Origin of the sequence: Robertmurraya dakarensis, assembly GCF_900156875.1 — a bacterium.
Classification (GTDB): Bacteria; Bacillota; Bacilli; order Bacillales; family Cytobacillaceae; genus Robertmurraya; species Robertmurraya dakarensis.
The window spans coordinates 219,703-239,819 of sequence record NZ_LT707408.1 but is presented as its reverse complement, the minus strand read 5'-3'; the positions used below and the strand labels follow the sequence as shown (position 1 = coordinate 239,819).

Sequence of the window (20,117 nt, the reverse complement as noted above, 5' to 3'; positions counted from 1 at the left end):
CAAAGATAATTATTCTCAAGTAAATGTTCGTGCTTTCACATTTGCTCTCACTAGCATTTCCAGCGTTCCCCATACCCGTACATTTTGAAAAAATGAAAGCCATTTCCACTTTACAAATAAAACTACTAAATGAAAACTATTAATGGAATATAACAGTATTCTATAGAAGTCTGATACTACCACACCTGAAGGAGTGGGGTTCTAATTTACTTATACACATCTCCAATACTCTCACCCGAAAGATTATAAACTTCTCGAGTTACAACATAAAGGAACTCATATATGTTCAATTAGACTTCTACAACCAAAGAAACCATCGTTTCTATTTGCGATTGTTTCGGCTCGTATCTAAACCGATATTCATTATTAAACACCCATTGAAATGGGGGTTCTCTCTTTCACTTTTAATGATTGAATTTCTAAATCATGTTTCTCTCTAAATCGTTCAAAGTTTTGTATGCATAATTCCCTATCTATTTCTTGCAAATTATCTTTGCAGTTCATAAGCAAAAAGGCTGAATATAAATCCCTTTGGATTTTACAAAAATGAAAGTCATTCCACCTTTGATGAAGTTCTTTCTTTTCATAGGTATCAGTTATATGATTGTATTGACTAGCTCTTATTAGAATTGTGTTTACCTTTTTTAAGTTTTTGTCAGTGTACTTTAATTTGCGGTCAATAATAGCGAGGAGCATTGCAGGGGCCCGATTACTTATAGTTCTACCAAACCTTTTCTTTGAATTGAATTTACCTCTTTCATTTACCGTAGTTTTTTTCGTTCGTTTCTGAAGTACCTTAAAACTCATCGTTTCAACGATAACATTTGTGCCGAGCGAGATGATGCGATTCGAGAGGATTTCGTGATCCTGCTTCCGTTTTACTTTATTTAACCTTTGCAGTTCTTTCAATTGGTTTTTCTTAACTATATACCGTTTTGAAAAATACCATTTCGATTTGTTATTAGTATCAACGGTTCCATCCTCGTTGTACTTTAAAGGGTTCATTGCTCTTTTACTTCTATCCATAGCCCTTTGTATCATTGTTATCCTCTTGCCAAAGTCGGCAACACTCGGTGCTAATTCCGTTAAAAACACTCCATTTTCAGAACAAACTGCAACGGTGGATGTCCCTATATCAACTCCAACTTTGCTCTCATTAGTTTTGTTATCTTTAACACCTTCATTATTGTACTTCTTAGGAGGAATACCTTCCAATACTAACTGGGCATAGTACACATACTTGTCCTTGAACCACTCTCTTTTTATCCTGACAAATTTAATTCTATCTCTCAATGCCAAATGAGCATATACATCCTTTTTCTTTACAATAGTTCGAAGAACAAGTGCGTTCCAAACAATATTACCATTTTTGTAGCGAATCCCAGTTGAATTGGTTTTCCCTTCGACAGATCCCATTTCTCCGTATTTCTTAAATTTAACCTTTTTTCCTTGTTTATATAGTAACTTTTCAAAAGCTTTAAATGCCCTAGTGGCAATTTTTTGACAAGTGAATGAGTCTAAATTTTGTTTGAACTGATGTTGCATAGATTTGACGAACTCATGAAGTGAATACTCAGCTAAACCAAATTCCTTGTTCAAATCCGAAAACATTTGGTTTCTCTGTTTTCCTTTTTCCATCCTACAAACAGATTTGTAACGTTTTGATTGTTTTAAAGTCGAATACCTTTTTAACAATTCCCCTAAGCAAGCGTTGTAGATATTCCTAGCAAGTTCAAACCTTTTAAATAATTTGTGTTCTTGGTGTATTTCAGTTGCTAATCTCAACGTTAAAACATAACTTGGATTTGTAGATTTAGCCAAAATACTCACCCCTTTTCATTTCCTATTTTATCACAATAGAACAAATGTTCGCAATAAAAAAAGGCTTCCAATCAGTTCAAAATAACTTACTGGAAACCTCATATTAAACCATTAATATTATTTTAAGTCAGTTGTTTCATATTTCGGAGCTACATAAACCCCGGTTCCCTCTAATTCATAACCTAAATCTACTTCTTTTCGAATTACATTTATTTGCTTAACAGCAAAAACAGGGATGGATACATATGCATCGAAAATTTCTTGCTGTGCTTGCTTATATAATTCAAGCCCTTTCGCTTCATCTAACTCAGCCTCTGCCTGTTCTAATAAATCATCTGAGCCTCCATAGCCAGTAAAATTAGCATTCCCTTCCGAATGCCATACACGATGTAATTGAACAATTCCATGCGATCTCTGAATTCCTGCTTGGAAATTAACTGAGTTTTCCTGTCCATAAATCGCAGGTATCCATGTCGGTAAATCTACTTGTTCCATTGGGACTTCAATCCCGACTTGTCTTAATTGCTCCTGAATAAAGCTATTCGCTGTTATATAACTATCAATATTCGGTGTTAACGTTTTTGGAATCTTAATACCATCCGGATATCCGGCCTCTTTTAAAAGCTTCTTCGATAATTCTGGATTATATTCCACTTGACCAATATCAGCATGTCCGTAGGCATCTTCACTAAGAACAGAAGTTAATGGAACCGCAATATCTTCATCGTATAAAGATTTGCGTAAACTCTCAAAATCAATGGCGTGTGCAATCGCTTTTCTTACACGTATATCATCCAATGGAGGGACATGAACCGTCATATGGAAAGTTGACACATTGTAAGATCCAGTTGCTTCAATCGTAATGTCTTCCTCCTTGCTCATTCTTTCTATCCAAAGCTTATCAGCTTCTCCGCGAGTCATATGAATATCGCCTTTAACTAGTGCTACTTCACGTGCAGTCAAGTCTCGCATAACCGTCATTTCAATTTTATCTAACTTAGGTTCTCCCCTAAAGTACGCTTCATGTTTAGTTAGAACAGCCTTTTCCCCTGGGGTATAGGATTCCAATTGAAAAGGTCCTGTACCGACAAGCTTATCTTCAGGATTTCCTTCAGACTCTATAGCCTCTTTTTTAACAATGGTACCCGCCATCATTCCATCTACAACCAAACTAACAGGTAAGCTTGGGTATGGTTGGGTTAGATGAATAATAACGGTATATTTATCAGGCGTTTCAATTTCTTTAACATATTTGAATAATGTACGTTGACTGCTTCCTACGTCCGGATTCATAATGCGTTCAAGTGAATATTTAACATCGGCAGACGTGAACTCACCGTATCCTTTCTGCCATTGCACACCTTCTCTTAACTTGAACGTCCAAGCTAATCCATCTTCACTGATTTCCCAGCTTTCCGCTAAGTCGCCTTCTATTGTTTCAAAACTAGCAGTTCCGGGTTTGAACCGCATTAATCCATTAAAGATAGGCTGAATAATTTCCATTTCAGCATGTGTAGTAGCAAAATGGGGATCAATATTCCCTGGTGAGGCTCCTAAACCTACTTTTAAAACCTTCTCTCCATTTGTCCCAACGGCAGCGTTTTTGTCCGTTTCTGTAGCAGACTCCTCATTCGTACATCCAGCTGCAATAAAGACAAAGCTAAAAAATAGCAATAACAACAAATTAAATTTTCCTTTTTTTATCATTACTACCCCTCCTCTATTAGAAGTAAGAAAATTCAAATAATTTAATGCAGTTAAAGAGTTTCAATAAGATTGGAAATAACTTATTGGAAACCTATTATAAAACAATGGTAATAAAAAAATGGTTTACTATTTTAGATCAGTTGTTTCATATTTTGGAGCCACATAATTCCAAGTTGCCTTTAAATCGTAGCCTAAATCAACTTCTTTTCGACGGACATTAATTTGCTTACTAGCTAAAACAGGTATGGATACATACGCATCGAATATCTCTTGCTGTGCCTGCTTATATAATTCAAGCGCTTTCTCTTTATCCATCTCTACCTCTGCTCGTTCTAATAGTTCATCCGAACCGCCGTATCTAGGAAAATTAGCGCTTCCTTCTGAATGCCAAATACGATTTAAATGGACAATTCCATGTGCTCTTGCAAGACTGGATTGATAATTAACAGGGTTTTTCCCTCCATAAATCGCAGGGATCCACGTTGGCAAATCGACTTGTTCCATTGGGATCTCAATCCCTACTTGTCTTAATTGCTCCTGAATAAAGCTATTGGCTCTAATATAACTGTCAACATTTGGTGTAACCGTTTTTGGAAGTTTTAAGCCATTTGGATAACCAGCCTCCGCCAGAAGCTTTTTTGATAATTCTGGATTGTATTCTACTCTTCCGATTTCAGCATGTCCGTATGCATCATCAGCAAGGACAGAAGTTAGAGGTACGGCAATATCTTCATCGTATAATGATAATCGAAAACTATCAAAATCAATGGCATGTGCGATCGCTTTTCTCACACGTATATCATCCAATGGAGGAAACTCAACATTCATATGGAAATAAGATACAAGGTAAGAGCCAGTTTTTTCAATAATAAGATCTTTTTCCTTACTCATTCTTTCAATCCAAAGCTTATCACCGTCCCCTATTGTCATATGAATATCACCGTTAACTAACGCCACTTCACGTGCTGTTAAGTCACGCATAACCGTCATTTCAATTTTGTCCAGCTTTGGTTCTCCCCTAAAATACGCTTCATGTTTAGTTAAAATGACTTTTTCCCCTGGTGTATAGGTTTCTAAAGCAAAAGGTCCAGTACCGACAAACTTATCTTCAGCATCTCCTTCAGACTCAATCGCTTCTTTTTTTACAATAGCACCCGCACCCATTCCATCAATAACCAAACTCACGGGTAAGCTTGGGTATGGCTGGGTTAGATGGAGAACAACGGTATAGTCATCTGGAGTTTCTATTTCTTTAACATATTTAAATAATGACCGTTGAATACTTCCTACTTCCGGATCCATAATTCGTTCAAATGAATATTTAACATCCGCAGAGGTGAATTCACCATATCCTTTATGCCACTGTACACCTTTTCTTAATTTAAAGGTCCAAGCTAATCCATCTTCACTTACTTCCCAGCTTTCGGCTAAGTCACCTTCTATCGTCTCGAAAGAAGCTGTCCCGGGTTGAAACCGCAATAGTCCATTAAATATAGGTTGAGTAGCTTCTAGTTCAACATGTGTAGTAGCAAAATGAGGATCAATATTGCCTGGTGAAGACGCTAGACCCACTCTTAAGACCTTCTCTCCACCAGTCGTACTATCATCATTTGCAGCAGTTTCTGTTCCTGACTCTTCATTTGTACATCCAGCTGCAACAAAGGCACAGCAAAGCAATAGAAAAAGCAAAAGTTTTACTCTATTCTTTTTCACCTTATGACTCCCCCACTATCGTTTAAGCACGAAGCTTAAAACAATATTTAATAAATAGATAAAGAGTTTCCAATAAGATGTAATTAACTTATTGAAAAACTCTTATAAAACAATGTGAAAAGAAAAATACTTTACTATTTTAGATCCGTTGTTTCATATTTTGGAGCCATATAAATTCCAGTTGCCTTTAATTCATAGCCTAAATCAACTTCTTTTCTACGCACATTAATTTGCTTACCCGCTAAAATAGGTATGGACACATACGCATCGAAAATCTCTTGCTGCGCCTGCTTATATAATTCAAGCGCTTTCTCTTCTTCCATCTCTGCCTCTGCACGTTCCAATAATTCATCTGATCCGCTATATCCAGTAAAATTAGCGTTTCCTTCTGAATGCCAAACGCGATGTAAATGAACAATTCCATGTACTCTTGTAACACCTGTTTGGAAATTAACAGAGTTTTTCTGTCCATAAATCGCAGGTATCCACGTTGGTAAATCGACTTGTTCCATTGGGACTTCAATTCCCACCTGTCTTAATTGCTCCTGAATAAAGCTATTGGCTCTAATATAAGCATCAACATTTGGTGTTAATGTTTTTGGAATTTTAATGCCATCTGGATAACCAGCCTCTGCCAAAAGCTTCTTTGATAATTCTGGATTGTATTCCACTTTTCCAATGTCGGCATGTCCGTATGCATCATCACTAAGGACAGAGGTTAAAGGTACCGCAATATCTTCATCGTACATAGATTTTCGATAACTCTCAAAATCAATGGCATGGGCAATTGCTTTCCTTACGCGTATATCATCCAACGGAGGAATATTAACGTTCATATGGAAATAAGACACATTGTATGACCCAGTTGCTTCAATAATAAGATCTTCTTCCTTACTCATTCGTTCAAGCCATAGCTTATCAGCGTCTCCTATTGTCATGTGAATATCACCGTTAACTAACGCCACTTCACGTGCTGTCAGGTCACGCATAACCGTCATTTCAATTTTGTCTAGCTTAGGTTCACCCCTGAAATAATCTTCATGTTTCGTTAATACAGCTTTCTCCCCAGGGGAATAGGATTCTAATGCAAAAGGTCCTGTACCGACAAGCTTATCTACAGCATCTCCTTCAGACTCGATAGCCTCTTTTTTAACAATGGCCCCCGCCGCCAATCCATCTACCACCAAACTCACAGGTAAGCTTGGGTATGGCTGGGTCAGATGAAGAATAACGGTGTAGTCATCTGGTGTTTCTATTTCTTTAACATATTTAAATAATGTCCGTTGACTACTCCCTACTTTAGGATCCATAATTCGTTCAAATGAATATTTAACATCCGCTGAAGTAAACTCACCGTAGCCTTTTTGCCACTGTACACCTTTTCTTAATTTAAAGGTCCAAGCTAACCCATCATCACTTACTTCCCAGCTTTCCGCTAAATCGCCCTCTATCGTCTCAAAGGAAGCTGTCCCTGGTTGAAAACGCATTAGCCCATTAAATATAGGTTGAACGACCTCATATTCAACATGTGTAGTAGCAAAATGAGGATCAATATTTCCAGGTGAAGATGGCAATCCTACTTTTAAAACCTTTTCTCCATCTCCCCCTGCCGTTGCTTTTGTGTCAGTTTCTGTTTCTGTTGCTGACTCTTCGTTCGTACATCCAGCTGCAATAAAGGCAGAGCAAATTAATAGAAAAAGTACAACTATCACTCTATTTTTTCTTACCACTTTTGACCCCTCCACCACTTTTAAGCCACAGCTTTAAGCAATCTATTTTTTATTTGCTGGTACCTCTCTTAATGTACGTTTCAAAATCTTTCCTGAAGCATTTCTAGGAAGTTCATCAATAAATTCAACTTCCTTTGGTTTCTTATAAGAAGCTAGTTTACTTTTACAGAAATCAATGATTTCTTCTTCCGTAGCTGTTTTACCAGGTTTTAATACAATAAAGGCTTTCACTGTTTCCCCCCAGTGTGCATCCGGTATGCCTACAACCGCACATTCATATACAGAAGGATGTTCATACAATATATCCTCAATTTCGGCAGGATAAATATTTTCACCACCGCTAATAATCATGTCTTTCTTACGATCCACCACATAAACAAACCCTTCTTCATCTTGTCTGACTAAATCCCCGCTATGAAACCATCCACCTCTAAATGCCTTTTCTGTTTCCTCAGGCAGCTTATAGTATTCTTTCAGCAGGTTTGGCCCACGGTAAATGATTTCTCCAACTTCTCCAATAGGAACATCATTCATATCCTCATCAACTACTCTAATTTCAATATTAATAAGCGCTTTCCCAACAGAGTTTGTTTTCACGAGGGAATCCTCAGGTTTAAGCATAGTGGTTGCCGAACTTGTTTCTGTTTGCCCAAAACCGTCATAGATGCCTGCATTCGGAAAACTTTTCATAATTTTTTTCTTTATTTCTAATGGACAAATGGCGCCGCCAGTTGTACATCTTTTCATCGATGATAAATCATAGTCATCCAAATTAGGCAATTGCAGCAATTGATTCCACATGGTAGGAACCAAGAACAAAGAGGTAATTCGTTCTTTTTCAATCGTTTCTAGAACATCTTGAGGAACATATTCACGGAAAATTACCATTTTTGAATTTGACATACATGTACCAGCCAAGCCCGATAATACGGAAATATGAAATAATGGTGTGACAACTAACTGAACAGACTGTTGATTATCCTCAGTTTTACTTTCATACATCATATTCAGGGCATTATGACAAATAGCTTTATGTGTCAATACAGCACCTTTGGGTTTACCCGTAGTTCCAGATGTATACATAATGACTGCGGGATCATTATCTGTTAATTGTTCGTCAGGCGTATAGGTCACATCACTTTTAAAGATTTCCTCAAAATGAGACATGTCTTGGAGTGGGATATCCTCTGCTCCTATAACTAGTATTTTTTCTACATTAGGAATTTTCGATTTGATCGCTTGAATAGTGTCTATATTCTCTTTTTCTATCACTAAAATTTTCGTATCAGAATTATGAATAATATAAGCCAATTCATCAGGACCTAGGCGGAAATTAATAGGAACAGCAACCGCCCCTGATAAAGCTGCCCCAAAAAAACAATCCACAAATGCGGAGCAATTTCTTAAAATAAAACCAACTTTTTCTTGATTCTTTACTCCTTCCTCCTGTAACCACGCCGCTACATGAAGAGCTCGTTCTTCCATTTCTTTATAAGTTATTCGTTTATCTTTGAAGACAAATACCTCTTGATTACCTGTTTTATATGCAGCCCTTCTTAACTGTTCACCAATCAACATCTGTGATGCTAAATATAAAGATGAAGTGGTCATTCAGTCTTCCTCCTATTCCTAATTTCCTTTTTATTTAAAAAAAACCTGATAAAACGATCTTTAGTTTATGGATCTATTAGTTTCTTTGTTTCTTAATATGCGGGTCTACTGCGTCACGTATCGCATCCCCCAATACGTTAAAGGAAACGGATACGATAATAAGCGCAATACCTGGATAGATGGCAATTCCCGGTTGATCCCTAACAAAATTAAACCCATCTTGTATCATGTTCCCCCATGTCGGTGTTGGAGGTTGTATTCCTACCCCTAAAAAGCTCAAACTTGCTTCGACCATAATGACCGTTGTCATATGAAGCGTAGATATAACTAACAGCGCTCCTGTAATATTAGGGAGAATATGTGTTAATAAAATACGAATATCACTTGCTCCCATTGATATTGCAGATTTAATAAACTCCTTTTCTTTTAATTCCATTGTTGATCCGCGTGCAACACGTGCACACCCAGGAACTAACCCAATCCCTATGGCAATTATTAATGTCAGCATACTTGAATTTAAAGCGACTACCACCATAACGCCAAATAACAGAAGAGGAATTGACATGATGGAATCTAAGAATCTCATCACAATGTCGTCTAGTCTTCCTCCCTTATAACCTGCTATCATCCCAATGCCAAATCCAATAAGACTACTTACTAATACAGCTCCAAATCCAACTATTAACGACGTTCGTGATCCCAAAATAATTCGGCTTAATATGTCTCTCCCATTCGGGTCAACACCTAGCCAATGATCAGCAGATGGACCCGCTAGACGATTAAGCATATCCTGTGCTAATGGATCATAAGGCATCAACATAGGGGCAAAAATAGCAATCAAGCAAAAAATGATTAAGATAACTAAAGAAGCTACGCCTAATTTATTTTTCTTAAATGCCTCCCACTCAGGGGACTTTCTTTTCCTCTTTTCTTTTTCCGGAAAATAGTAGTTCGCCTTTTTTACTGTAGGCTCCATTTGACTTCCCTCCTCTTTAGCTTGGTCGGATTTTTGGATCAATGAATGAATAACTAATATCCACCAATAAATTAACAATCTGTACAACCAACGTGAATAGAACTAAGCAACCTTGAAGTACTGGGAAATCTCTATTAGTAATTGCATCAATCGCTAGTGTTCCTAATCCTGGACGTGTAAAGATGGTTTCGATGAGCACGGCCCCACTCAATAAGGACGTTATATACAACCCAATCATCGTAACAACCGGTATTAAAGAATTTCGAAGCACATGCTTATAAATGACTAGCTTTTCTGGTACTCCCTTTGCTCTCGCAGTGCGAATGTATTCTCGATTAATTTCATCTAACATGCTAGACCGAGTAAACCTTATTAATGCAGCTGATAAAATTAATCCTAGCGTGATGGACGGAAGCAGCAAATGATATAACTGTCCCCAAAATCCTTCACCTGTCCCCATCGATGGAAAAATTGGGAACATAAGAGAGAAAATTAAAATCATAAAAATTCCAAATAGAAATGGAGGTACAGAGATTCCTAGTAAAGCCACAATTCGTATGGACGAATCAGGGACTGTATCTCGTTTTCTAGCCGACACAATACCCAGTGGAATTCCTATTAGACACCCAAAAAAGATACTTGTGAATGCCAGTAAAAGTGTGTTAGGAAAATTTGTGAATAATTGTGTTGAAACGGATTGTCCGGAGATTAACGAATCTCCAAAATCACCCTGTACAATATCCATAAGAAAAGCAAGGTATTGTTGAATTAATGGTTCATTAAGACCCATTTGTTCTCTAAGTGCTTCCACAGCCTCCGGACTTGCTTCTGGTCCCAGCATCGCAACAGCAGGATCCCCTGGCAGTATACGAAGTCCAAAGAATATGATGGTGATTGTCAATAATATAGTCGGAATCGCAATAAGCAAACGACGAATAATAAATTTAATCATAGAAATCTCCCCACTTTTTCTTGGTCATTATTGAGTGGTTATACTAAGGTTTTCCGATACTAGGTGACAAGCTACCTTATGCAGATTATTTACTTCTCTCATATCGGGGTAAGCCTTTTTACAAGCTTCTATTTTTACTGGACATCTTTCATGAAAGTGACAACCGGAAGGTGGATTTTGAGGGCTGGGTGGATCACCTTCTAGAACAATACGTGTACGATTATTTTTACTTTTCGGTTTTGCAACCGGTACTGAAGATAATAAAGCTTGCGTGTATGGATGCTTTGGATCGTTAAATATTTCTTCTCTTGTTCCCTGCTCCACGATCTTGCCTAAGTACATGACTGCAACCCTGTCACTAATATGTTCAACCACGCTTAAGTCATGAGAGATAAAAATATAAGTTAAATTAAACTTTTCCTGTAATTCCTCAAATAAATTAAGGATTTGTGATTGAATGGATACGTCTAATGCAGATACAGGTTCATCACATATGATTAAATCAGGATTTAAAGCTAATGCTCTTGCTATCCCTACACGTTGTTTCTGGCCACCGGATAACTCATGAGGGTAGCGGTTTAAATGATAAGAATCTAATCCGACTAAACGAATCAAAGATTGCACTCGATCTTCTATTTCAGATTTTGTACCCATTTTATTAATAACGAGAGGTTCACTAATTATACGCTGGATGGAATGTTTCGGATTAAGGGAACTATATGGGTCCTGAAAGATAACTTGCATATTCTTACGGACTTCCTGGAAATCCTTTTTTTGACGAAAGGAAACCTGCTTATCATTGAAATAGATTTCCCCAGAGGTAGGTTCGATTAGATTATTTAAGCACATACCAGTGGTTGTTTTTCCACAACCAGACTCCCCAACAATGCTGAATGTTTCTCCTCTTTTCACTTCGAAACTCACACCATCTACAGCTTTAATTGCCCCTATTTCCCCACCCAAGATTCCTTTTTTTATTGGGTAATGTTTTTTTAAATCCTTGACCTTTAATAATGTATTGTTCATGTCATTTTGTGCCAACAGCGGACCTTCCTTTCATTGTCAAATTCCTCGAGTTGTGGAGTTTCTTCTCTGCATAAGTTCGTTGCTAGTTCGCATCTTTCAGCAAACCTGCATCCTTTAGTAACACTTCCAATATCCGGTACTGTTCCCGGTATAACATGCAGCTTTTCCTTTAACTCTCCTAGCTGGGGTGCTGATAACATTAATCCACGGGTGTACGGGTGGTAAGGCGCTTCAAAGAGTTCTTCCACTGTCGCTTCCTCTATTACTTGGCCAGCGTACATAACGATTGCCCGGTCACATGTTTCGGCAACAACTCCTAGATCATGCGTAATCATCATGATGGCCATATCTTCTGTTTGGCGTAAGTCATTCATTAGGTCCAAGATTTGTGCTTGTATGGTTACATCCAGCGCTGTTGTCGGTTCATCAGCAATTAGTATTTTAGGGTTACAAGCTAGAGCAATTGCAATCATCACCCGCTGTCGTAACCCACCAGATAAATTATGTGGATAAACATCTAGTTTTTGAGCAGGATCTGGAACTCTCACCTTTTTTAACACTTCAATGGATTTCTCCCTGATTTCTTGCTTACTATAGTTGGAATGATATTTAAAAGCCTCCGCCAGCTGATTCCCAATGGTAAACGATGGATTTAATGATGTCATTGGTTCTTGAAACACCATCGAAATATCTTTCCCTCGAATTTTATTCATTTCATTTTGTGTAAGCTTAGTTAAATCTGTACTCCCAAATTGAATAGATCCAGCATCATACTCAATATTTGCGGGTAGTAATCCCATAATTGATAGAGCGGTCATACTTTTACCACAACCACTTTCTCCGACAATCCCAACTGCTTCTCCTTTTTTTACAGTAAAACTGACGTTGTCTAAAATGTGAGTAAATTTCTTTTTATTTCCCCAACCAACTTGGAGATCTTGTACCTGCAACAAACTACTCATGGACATACCTCCTAATGGACACCTTGTAATCTTAGTCATGTCTTGGCAGATGAATTATAGTAGAATGTGTATAATTACTCACTCCTTTCATTAATCCATATTTTTAAAATGAGTGATTAAATCATGTAACCTCCTTTTTATATTTTGTGAATATTCTGTAAATTTCTAATAAAAAAATATAAACGCTTATTTTAAAATCTAATAAAACGCTTACACTTTTCACTTGAATATAACATAGCAAACCCACTTAAATAAATCAATAAATTCTGAATATTATGTAAATTGTTTTACTAGTTCCTTCTTTATTATATTTTTATTTAACATACTTATATGCACTAAAATTAAAGATTAGGAAATAGTACTCTTATTACTTCCATCAATTGAACTGACATAGAAACTTTCATATAAAATATTTTATTTTTTTTGCAACTTTTTATGACTTCCATACGAGGATAGAGCGAAAGGTGGGAAGTGATGGACCTTGAGCAAATATATTTATTGTATTTCAATGACTTATACCGCTACTTATTTTCATTGACACGAGACCATACAGCAACTGAGGATCTAATTCAAGAAACCTTTACAAAGGCTCATATTGTATTGCTTTCAAATGATATCAACGAAATAAAACCCTGGCTTTTTAGAGTGGGTTATTATACTTTCATCGACCGAACCAGGAAAGAAAACCGATACGTTGTGACAAATGAATTCACTCATGCCGATACGAACACACCTGAAGTAATCTTGACTGAAAAAGATTCCTATATGGAGTTATTGAGGTATTTAGATAGAATAAAACCGATGGAGAAGCAAGCAATCCTACTTTGTGATTTACATGAATGTACAAATGAGGAAGCTGCCAATATCTTAAACTTAAAACTAAATACTTTTAAAAGCCATTTAGCGCGGGGGAGAAAACGGCTGAGAAAAATATTAACAGAGGAGGATACCTGATGGATCGCTATGAAGAATTAATCCAGAAAGCAAAGCAGGATGGGATGCCTAAATCACCCGATGGTACAAAAAAGTTGAAAAGAGCGATTAACTCTTCCAAATGGAAATTAATACTCTCAACTTTAACGATTCTTCTTTTAATCGTTCCCACTTGTTATATTTTGACCTATATGTATTATGCATTTGGAACAAAGTCCACCACATTGATGGACGTTGCAAGTAAGACGCTCTATATAACCGAACCAAACTCAACATTGGAAGAATTGGAATTCGATATGGAATTTTCTCTGTTTTCTATGTCCTTATCGTTTGAACAATATAAACAGATTGGTGATGAATTTTATCCGGCCAAAAACTATGATCTTCAGTTTATGCTAAATGATCTTGTTAAAAATGAGGTGACATCTCATTTAGAAAAAATCTATCCTAAATATCCGACACAAACAAATCAATGGTTAGCACATCCAAATAATAGAGTTGAATTTAACAGCGACGATGAGTGGCGAGTGCTTACCGGTTTACCAGAAGAAACGGTTGTTGAGGCCTATATTTCTTTAAGTGACCTGCATCAGGTAGATGAAGTAATCAATGAAATGAAGAATGTTGATGTAACTTGGGCAGCTATCTACACAGGTACGGAAGAAAAAATGGTCAGTGACGACGGAGACCTCGTATCTCCAATTGGCTATCCAGTACAATCCGATCAAACCTACTGGTCCCCTTTTCGGGATTCTACATCACATGAGGAAACATTCTTACAGATGTTAAAGGAAATTGAACCTTATGAAGACATAGCAGTCGAAGTTTCATATCACAAGAATCTCGAACTGGCAGAACGTATCGATTACATCGAGAAAAATGGGTTTAAAACCTATGGCGTTGTTGTTACCGGACCGAAGGCTGAAATCGAGAAACTTAAAAATTTGGAAATGGTACGTTATTTAAAAATAGGTGAGGTGAAACTATGGAACTGGGCACGCTAAAACATAAAGTTTTCATATGGACCGGCTGGTTAAGCGTTTGTACTGCACTTATTTCCTTTGCCGTACTTAATATTTTCCTCTTATGGGGATACAATGTACCGATTGGAAATAACATTTCCTTTTGGGTGTTATTGACTTTGATTTTTGGAGGAGTTGCTGTCTTCAACAAAAAAAGCCGGTCACTCGGGTTATGGGGTTTAGGTTTGTCTATCTATTTAGGATTCTTTATGGCAGTGATGTTTATTTTAGGTTGGACCATCTCACCTTTTCCATAATCACTACTTTGGGGCACGAAGGAATTTGGCAGCATCCTTCGTGCTTTTTATTTTTTTATCCCAAAGACTGGACAAAATTATTTTATAAGATAAGAGCCAATATCTCCACTAAAGGCATTCCTCTTCAGGCTTCATATTAACCTGGACCCACTCTGCATTTCCTTCCTTACGAAATTGAGCAGCTTCTACATCAGTTCCGTTCGTTAATATGATAAACATAAAGCAGTAGTCTGCCCCACCCTTTCCATGAAAATAAATATTTTTGATGTATCCTTTTCTCATAGCTGGGTATAAATATTGAATCATTTTGCACCAATTTCCATACTTCACTTCAACAACCGCTTCCCCGTCATGGTCCCAACCATGATATGGTGCACATAAAAAGTCCTCTTCTAGTTTACTCATCTCAGCAATTCGAAAACCTTCATTTTCGTGTTCAAGCTGGATAAATCCATATGAATAGCCAAAATACTCAGCAGACTTTCCTTCAAACCCCTCAATCGTCTCTATCTCATAAAAAAACCGTATATTCCGTTGACCATCGGGCACTCGGCAAAGCTTCAGCAAACTCGTATGCCCTATCCCTGAAAAGGAATGCAAATAATCTTCATAGCTTAGTTTCTTTTGATATTCCTTAGACAAAAAATTATATGCCAGAGGAAAAGGAATACGACCATGGCCAATAGTGCCGCAGCTCCTCCCTCCCATATTGGCGGCTTCACGCAAAATGCTGAAGTAATTGAGAAGAGTATCTTCGGGTGTATTCGTTAATTCTTGAGGCACTTCAATTTGGTCATGAGTTTTATCATAATAAGGGTCGAAAAAATTCGGATTAGTAAACCTTAAATTTATAGCTTTCAGGCTAGATGGCCGAAAATATTTTTGATGATAAGAAGTTATATTTTGTTGATTCCGCATAAACATAATGATCACCTATTTTTAAAGTATGAATGATGAAAAGATAGGTGTAAGAACAAATGCAAAAAAAGAGGTCCCTCACAAGTTCAATGAACGAATGAGACACCTCCAGTAATAGAATGGTAATTTCCAAGTTTACTATCTTAATTTAATGCCAAAGAACTTTGTTAAATAGTTTCAAAAAACATCAAGATTGTTCATTCATCGCCCTTTCCCAACGTTCGCCGATGGCATTTACAAGGTCATCCACTGAACAATCTAAATTCTTAACAGGTATGTTCACTTGTGAAGGTAGTAAGCCTTTGTTTAATTTGTTAAACAACTTCTTCATTCCGCTTGACCTATTGATGATCAATTCAGTGTCAAAAGTGAAAATCCCAAGATAAGTCTGACCCGAATAATTCAAGAAATCAATCGCTTCAATTTCCTCCCATTTGACAAGGCCTGCACCGATATAACTGGACTGGTCTACTATTCCTTCTTTCGTAATTACCACGGCCGGTTCCCACTTGATCAGCACTTTAACAAAAAATAGGAAACATAGCCCGAATACTGCGATAGTAATTATTCCTATTACTGTGGGCCACAACGGATCATCAAATGGAACCGATAAAATAAATATACCTAACGCAACAAAAATTAGACTAAGAACAGTCAGCATAACCATCCTGCCTTTTTTTGCCATAACTACAAATTCATTATTCACTTTATTCCCCTCCCAGGTGCTAAAAAGTTCATATCCAACTTAACAGCTTTTGGAAAAAAATAAATCCTCTAAAGGACCCAGGGAAAATCCGTCTAATCCTACTGTTCATACTTATTTTATCTAGGATTACGGAGATGCTGCCAAACATCATTGACATTTTCATGCTGTTCGAGAGGAAGATCTTCCTCTAAGACCATCCTTCCCACTTCTTCAGCTTCTCTTATATTTGATGGTGTGTTTTTCATCATATTTTTCTGATAGGGCCTTAATTTAAAATAAACAGACCATCCTGACATGTTAAAGGGCCATCTCCTTGAAGAAACAAACTCCCACACCCGTTCCCGGTCCTTTTCAGTTTGCAGCTGAATTTCATTTTGCTTGTAGGCAGCGCGTGTCATTTTAACAATACATTTTCTCATATCTATTTGATCCTGTTGTGTGGCGAGCTCCTGCAGATTCGTTCGATCCCAAATGATGATGGCATCATCCACCGCCTCTTGTACAGCATTCTGAAGATCAATTATTTGATCAGCTGTACGTAAATAGGAGTGAAATGCTGCCTCCACATCTGGTGGAAGAGGGGCTAAACCTTTCTGTGCATCCCGAAGAATGTTTCGAAGCTTTTCGTAATTCTCCCTTTTTCCAGATTCCACCCACTTTTTCCCTATTGAAGCAATGGTTTCAATAGAAACATTGTAGCTGTTACAAATTAGAGCTATTTCTTGTATTTCATGAAAATAAGGAACAGTTCCATCCTCCTTCATGATTAGCTGTTCAGCAGCAGGAGCAAAAGTAAAGTAATAGTATAACTGATGATTAATTTCAAATATTGATGGAAAAACATCCGGCTTTTCCCTATCTTTATAGTAAGGTCTAAGAGCCTCTTTAATATGGTCTTGTATGTTGTGCATTCTAATCAAATGCTTTCCCCTCCTCCGTACAGTTTTTTTTCGTAGTATTAATTCAGTCTACTATGTACTCGAGGCCAGTGGAAGAAAGAACTGTTGCTAAATGATTGCTAAAAAATGTCTTATATTATAGAAGTAAACCGTTTGCTCTTTCAGTTTTAACAGCTCTTCTAAACAAAATAAGCTGTTGAGAGAAGACACTCTCAACAGCCGGAACACAATCCACAATTCTTAAGTAGAAGAACTGCTTTAGACGATGAAAAAACTATCAAATTGTGTTTTAAAAAAGTATTGACATAGTTTTTCGTTTTATTTATACTTTTAATGGTAAAAGACAAATAGTTTTATAAATCTATTATACTCAGTATTGTACTAGCGTGGAGAGCTGATTATTATAAGTTGTTCTTTGGACTAAACTCCTGATACTTCAACTTGACTAGCATCTTCCTCTGCTATAGGTTTTACATAATCAACCATCATTATGGTTTCTTCATCCTCATGTTTGAACGTACAGTTACTGTATTCCTTTTTAATGTCACCTATTTGAACGGTATGACCAATTTCAAAATTTGTGATATCAATTTCAATACTATCAGGAATATCGTTCGCTTTTGCTGTTATATTCAATTCGTGAAGAAATTGCTTAGCAACTCCTCCAACCTTTTCTCCTTTAGAGGTTCCTACTAAAATCACACTAACATTTGTGTCGATTTCAGTATGCTGATCAACTTGAAGAAAATCAACATGAAGTATATCTTTTGTTACAGGGTTATTCTGGTAATCTCTTAAAATAACATTTTTTGATTGTCCATTAACGTTGAGAGATATAATTCCATTTCTACCAACATTCCTTATCACTCTTCGTAAGTCTGTGTACTTAATAAAAATAGACTTTGTATTAATTTCTCTTCCATAAACAATTGCTGGGATCTCCCCATCATTTCTAAATGTTTTCAAAGCAGATTTTTTAAAATCTTTCCTCTCTTGAGCTACTAGGGTATTCATTTTTTACTTCCACCTTTCTGTTTAGATGAATTTTAGACTTTTATTTTTATAGTCTAAAATAATAAAAAATTCACATACTATTTAAGTATAGCCAATTCTATATTTTATTTCAAAGAATAAACTTATCCGTCTATTGACTGTAAAAGCCTATTCTAATAAATTGTTCGAAAAAAGAAGCCTCTCAGTAGTTCGCTGAACTCATGAGAAGCCTCCATAACTCTGTATTATTGATAGGAAAGCAGGTTGTTCTTCTTATATTTTATCTAAAATCACGGATAAAAAGCTGGCAGCTAAAACCAGTTGGTTGGTCTAGGTTTAAAGTTTTGGAATACATGCTTTGTTTCTGTATATTCATCTATACCTAGTCTTCCTAGTTCACGTCCAATTCCAGACTGCTTAAATCCCCCCCATGGTGCATGTGGAAAATAAACATTGAAGTCATTAATCCAAACAGTACCCATGCGCATCTTCGCTGCACAACGTTCAGCTTTTACAAGATCGTTTGTCCATACACCACCAGCAAGCCCGTAAATAGAGTCATTGGCAAGCTCTACCGCTTCCTCTTCTGTACGAAATTTCTCAACCGTGATAACCGGCCCGAAAGCTTCATCTTGAACAATCCTCATGTCTGTTGTGCAGTTAGTAAAAATAGTAGGTAAATAGAAAAATCCATTTTGCAATTCTGGCTCTTCTGGCCGGCTCCCGCCAACTGCTAATGTCGCACCTTCTTCAATACCTGTTTCTACATATTTCTCTACTTTCGCAAGGTGCTCAGCTGAAATCAGCGGACCCATTTGTGTGTCTTCGTCAAACCCGCTTCCAAGCTTAAATTTCTTCACTCGATCAATAAGTGCGTTAACGAGCTCATCGTGAATACTTTCTTCTATAATCAGTCTTGTTCCAGCTGAACAAATCTGGCCTGCGTGGAAGAATACTCCGTTTAACGCTTGGTCAACTGCAGTCTCAAATTCGGCATCAGCAAAGATGATGTTAGGGTTTTTCCCGCCGAGTTCAAGTGCAAGTTTCTTCACATTACCGCTTGCCGCTTGCATAATTTTTTTCCCAGTTACAAGTCCGCCCGTAAAGGAAATAAGGTCCACATCAACGTTTCTAGATAGCTCCGCACCAACCGTTTGTCCAGTACCAAGTACTAAGTTAGCAACCCCAGCGGGCACTCCTGCCTCTTCCATTAGTTCGAATACTTTAATCGTTGTAAGTGGGGTAATTTCGCTTGGCTTCATTATTAATGTGTTACCTGCAGCTAGGGCCGGAGCCAGTTTCCAAGATGCCTGCAATAAAGGGTAATTCCATGGAGTAATTTGACCGCAAACCCCAACCGGTTCGCGAACTACCTTACTGATAGAGTTTGGCACTGGAGAGTCAATAAGTTCCCCTCCGTTTTTATCTGCAATCTCTGCATAATAACGGAATACTCCAGCGATATCATCCATATCTCCACGGCTTTCCACTACTGTTTTGCCAGTATCTAACGTTTCTAATCTAGCAAGCTCTTCCTTATCTCTTTCTATTAATTCAGCAATTTTCCTTACGATAGTCCCCCGCTCAGTTGCTGAAGCAGAAGACCATTCTCCGCTGTCAAATGCTGCTCTTGCTGCAGCGATTGCCGCTTTTGCATCCGATTCATCACCTTCCGCAACAGTTGCAATAATTTCCCTGTTAAACGGATTAATAATATCTCGGGTGTTACCTGAAATTGCCCCCACCCATTTTCCATTTATGTATTGTTGTTTTAGACTCAAATCTACCACTCCAAAATTTTAATTATATTAAATTTGTTAAAAATTTATTTAATCTTTTTAAACATACTAACATGTCTCCTTAAGACTGTCAAAAGTGGAATATATTTTTT

At 37.2% G+C, this 20,117-nt stretch carries 17 protein-coding genes; 3 read left to right on the top strand and 14 right to left on the bottom strand.

Features of this window, described 5'->3' with window-relative positions; genetic code table 11:
• Positions 1-366: 366 nt before the first annotated feature.
• The 9 genes from CZ487_RS02315 to CZ487_RS02275 form a co-directional block, all read right to left on the bottom strand.
• Positions 367-1,830, bottom strand: a complete 1,464-nt coding sequence (locus tag CZ487_RS02315) for a transposase (RefSeq protein ID WP_237562785.1) — start codon at positions 1,828-1,830, stop codon at positions 367-369.
• A gap of 108 nt (positions 1,831-1,938) precedes the next feature.
• Positions 1,939-3,528, bottom strand: a complete 1,590-nt coding sequence (locus tag CZ487_RS02310) for an ABC transporter substrate-binding protein (RefSeq protein ID WP_077210639.1) — start codon at positions 3,526-3,528, stop codon at positions 1,939-1,941.
• Between the two features lie 126 nt (positions 3,529-3,654).
• Positions 3,655-5,241, bottom strand: a complete 1,587-nt coding sequence (locus tag CZ487_RS02305) for an ABC transporter substrate-binding protein (protein ID WP_077210638.1) — start codon at positions 5,239-5,241, stop codon at positions 3,655-3,657.
• Positions 5,242-5,375: 134 nt separating this feature from the next.
• Positions 5,376-6,971: an ABC transporter substrate-binding protein gene (locus tag CZ487_RS02300; protein WP_077210637.1), complete on the bottom strand. Its 1,596-nt coding sequence runs from the start codon at positions 6,969-6,971 to the stop codon at positions 5,376-5,378.
• Between the two features lie 42 nt (positions 6,972-7,013).
• Positions 7,014-8,582, bottom strand: a complete 1,569-nt coding sequence (locus CZ487_RS02295; protein ID WP_077210636.1) for an acyl-CoA synthetase — start codon at positions 8,580-8,582, stop codon at positions 7,014-7,016.
• Between the two features lie 76 nt (positions 8,583-8,658).
• Positions 8,659-9,558 carry an ABC transporter permease gene (locus tag CZ487_RS02290; protein WP_077210635.1) on the bottom strand — a complete coding sequence of 300 codons (900 nt, stop codon included), beginning with the start codon at positions 9,556-9,558 and terminating at the stop codon, positions 8,659-8,661.
• A gap of 16 nt (positions 9,559-9,574) precedes the next feature.
• Positions 9,575-10,510: an ABC transporter permease gene (locus CZ487_RS02285; RefSeq protein ID WP_077210634.1), complete on the bottom strand. Its 936-nt coding sequence runs from the start codon at positions 10,508-10,510 to the stop codon at positions 9,575-9,577.
• A 27-nt stretch (positions 10,511-10,537) separates the two neighbouring features.
• Positions 10,538-11,536, bottom strand: a complete 999-nt coding sequence (locus CZ487_RS02280; RefSeq protein ID WP_077211824.1) for an ABC transporter ATP-binding protein — start codon at positions 11,534-11,536, stop codon at positions 10,538-10,540.
• The gene (locus CZ487_RS02275) at positions 11,533-12,498 is read right to left on the bottom strand and encodes an ABC transporter ATP-binding protein (protein WP_139339515.1); all 966 of its coding nucleotides are present in this window, start codon (positions 12,496-12,498) and stop codon (positions 11,533-11,535) included. The genes CZ487_RS02280 and CZ487_RS02275 overlap by 4 nt, the downstream gene beginning before the upstream one ends.
• Before the next feature lie 474 nt (positions 12,499-12,972).
• On the opposite strand from CZ487_RS02275, the gene CZ487_RS02270 reads away from it, so the two are divergent.
• Genes CZ487_RS02270 through CZ487_RS02260 form a run of 3 tightly spaced genes read left to right on the top strand, consistent with a single transcriptional unit; the run spans position 12,973 to position 14,710 of the window.
• Positions 12,973-13,452, top strand: a complete 480-nt coding sequence (locus CZ487_RS02270; RefSeq protein ID WP_077210632.1) for a sigma-70 family RNA polymerase sigma factor — start codon at positions 12,973-12,975, stop codon at positions 13,450-13,452.
• A complete protein-coding gene (locus CZ487_RS02265) occupies positions 13,452-14,435 on the top strand; it encodes an anti-sigma factor (protein ID WP_077210631.1) in 984 nt (327 codons plus the stop codon). Before CZ487_RS02270 ends, CZ487_RS02265 begins: the two co-directional genes overlap by 1 nt.
• Positions 14,417-14,710 (top strand): hypothetical protein, encoded by a 294-nt coding sequence (locus tag CZ487_RS02260; protein WP_077210630.1) that lies wholly within the window; start codon positions 14,417-14,419, stop codon positions 14,708-14,710. The genes CZ487_RS02265 and CZ487_RS02260 overlap by 19 nt, the downstream gene beginning before the upstream one ends.
• Positions 14,711-14,818: 108 nt before the next feature.
• Here CZ487_RS02260 and CZ487_RS02255 read toward each other — a convergent pair whose 3' ends face one another.
• The 5 genes from CZ487_RS02255 to betB form a co-directional block, all read right to left on the bottom strand.
• Positions 14,819-15,628, bottom strand: coding sequence for a hypothetical protein (locus tag CZ487_RS02255; RefSeq protein WP_139339514.1), 810 nt, complete (start codon positions 15,626-15,628; stop codon positions 14,819-14,821).
• A 187-nt stretch (positions 15,629-15,815) separates the two neighbouring features.
• Positions 15,816-16,334 (bottom strand): STM3941 family protein, encoded by a 519-nt coding sequence (locus tag CZ487_RS02250; RefSeq protein WP_077210628.1) that lies wholly within the window; start codon positions 16,332-16,334, stop codon positions 15,816-15,818.
• 116 nt (positions 16,335-16,450) lie between these two features.
• Positions 16,451-17,254: a hypothetical protein gene (locus CZ487_RS02245; RefSeq protein ID WP_077210627.1), complete on the bottom strand. Its 804-nt coding sequence runs from the start codon at positions 17,252-17,254 to the stop codon at positions 16,451-16,453.
• A 399-nt stretch (positions 17,255-17,653) separates the two neighbouring features.
• Positions 17,654-18,247, bottom strand: a complete 594-nt coding sequence (locus tag CZ487_RS02240) for a 50S ribosomal protein L25 (RefSeq protein WP_077210626.1) — start codon at positions 18,245-18,247, stop codon at positions 17,654-17,656.
• A gap of 290 nt (positions 18,248-18,537) precedes the next feature.
• A complete protein-coding gene (betB, locus tag CZ487_RS02235; RefSeq protein WP_077210625.1) occupies positions 18,538-20,007 on the bottom strand; it encodes a betaine-aldehyde dehydrogenase in 1,470 nt (489 codons plus the stop codon).
• Positions 20,008-20,117: the final 110 nt, after the last annotated feature.

Excerpts from the sequence above, each read along its gene's own strand:
- CZ487_RS02260 (WP_077210630.1), top strand. The coding sequence starts at position 14,417 with ATGGAACTGGGCACGCTAAAACATAAAGTTTTCATATGGACCGGCTGG.
- CZ487_RS02285 (WP_077210634.1), bottom strand. The coding sequence starts at position 10,510 with ATGATTAAATTTATTATTCGTCGTTTGCTTATTGCGATTCCGACTATA.
- CZ487_RS02310 (WP_077210639.1), bottom strand. The coding sequence starts at position 3,528 with ATGATAAAAAAAGGAAAATTTAATTTGTTGTTATTGCTATTTTTTAGC.
- CZ487_RS02280 (WP_077211824.1), bottom strand. The coding sequence starts at position 11,536 with ATGAACAATACATTATTAAAGGTCAAGGATTTAAAAAAACATTACCCA.
- CZ487_RS02295 (WP_077210636.1), bottom strand. The coding sequence starts at position 8,582 with ATGACCACTTCATCTTTATATTTAGCATCACAGATGTTGATTGGTGAA.
- CZ487_RS02290 (WP_077210635.1), bottom strand. The coding sequence starts at position 9,558 with ATGGAGCCTACAGTAAAAAAGGCGAACTACTATTTTCCGGAAAAAGAA.
- CZ487_RS02265 (WP_077210631.1), top strand. The coding sequence starts at position 13,452 with ATGGATCGCTATGAAGAATTAATCCAGAAAGCAAAGCAGGATGGGATG.
- CZ487_RS02270 (WP_077210632.1), top strand. The coding sequence starts at position 12,973 with ATGGACCTTGAGCAAATATATTTATTGTATTTCAATGACTTATACCGC.
- CZ487_RS02255 (WP_139339514.1), bottom strand. The coding sequence starts at position 15,628 with ATGCGGAATCAACAAAATATAACTTCTTATCATCAAAAATATTTTCGG.
- CZ487_RS02275 (WP_139339515.1), bottom strand. The coding sequence starts at position 12,498 with ATGAGTAGTTTGTTGCAGGTACAAGATCTCCAAGTTGGTTGGGGAAAT.
- CZ487_RS02240 (WP_077210626.1), bottom strand. The coding sequence starts at position 18,247 with ATGAATACCCTAGTAGCTCAAGAGAGGAAAGATTTTAAAAAATCTGCT.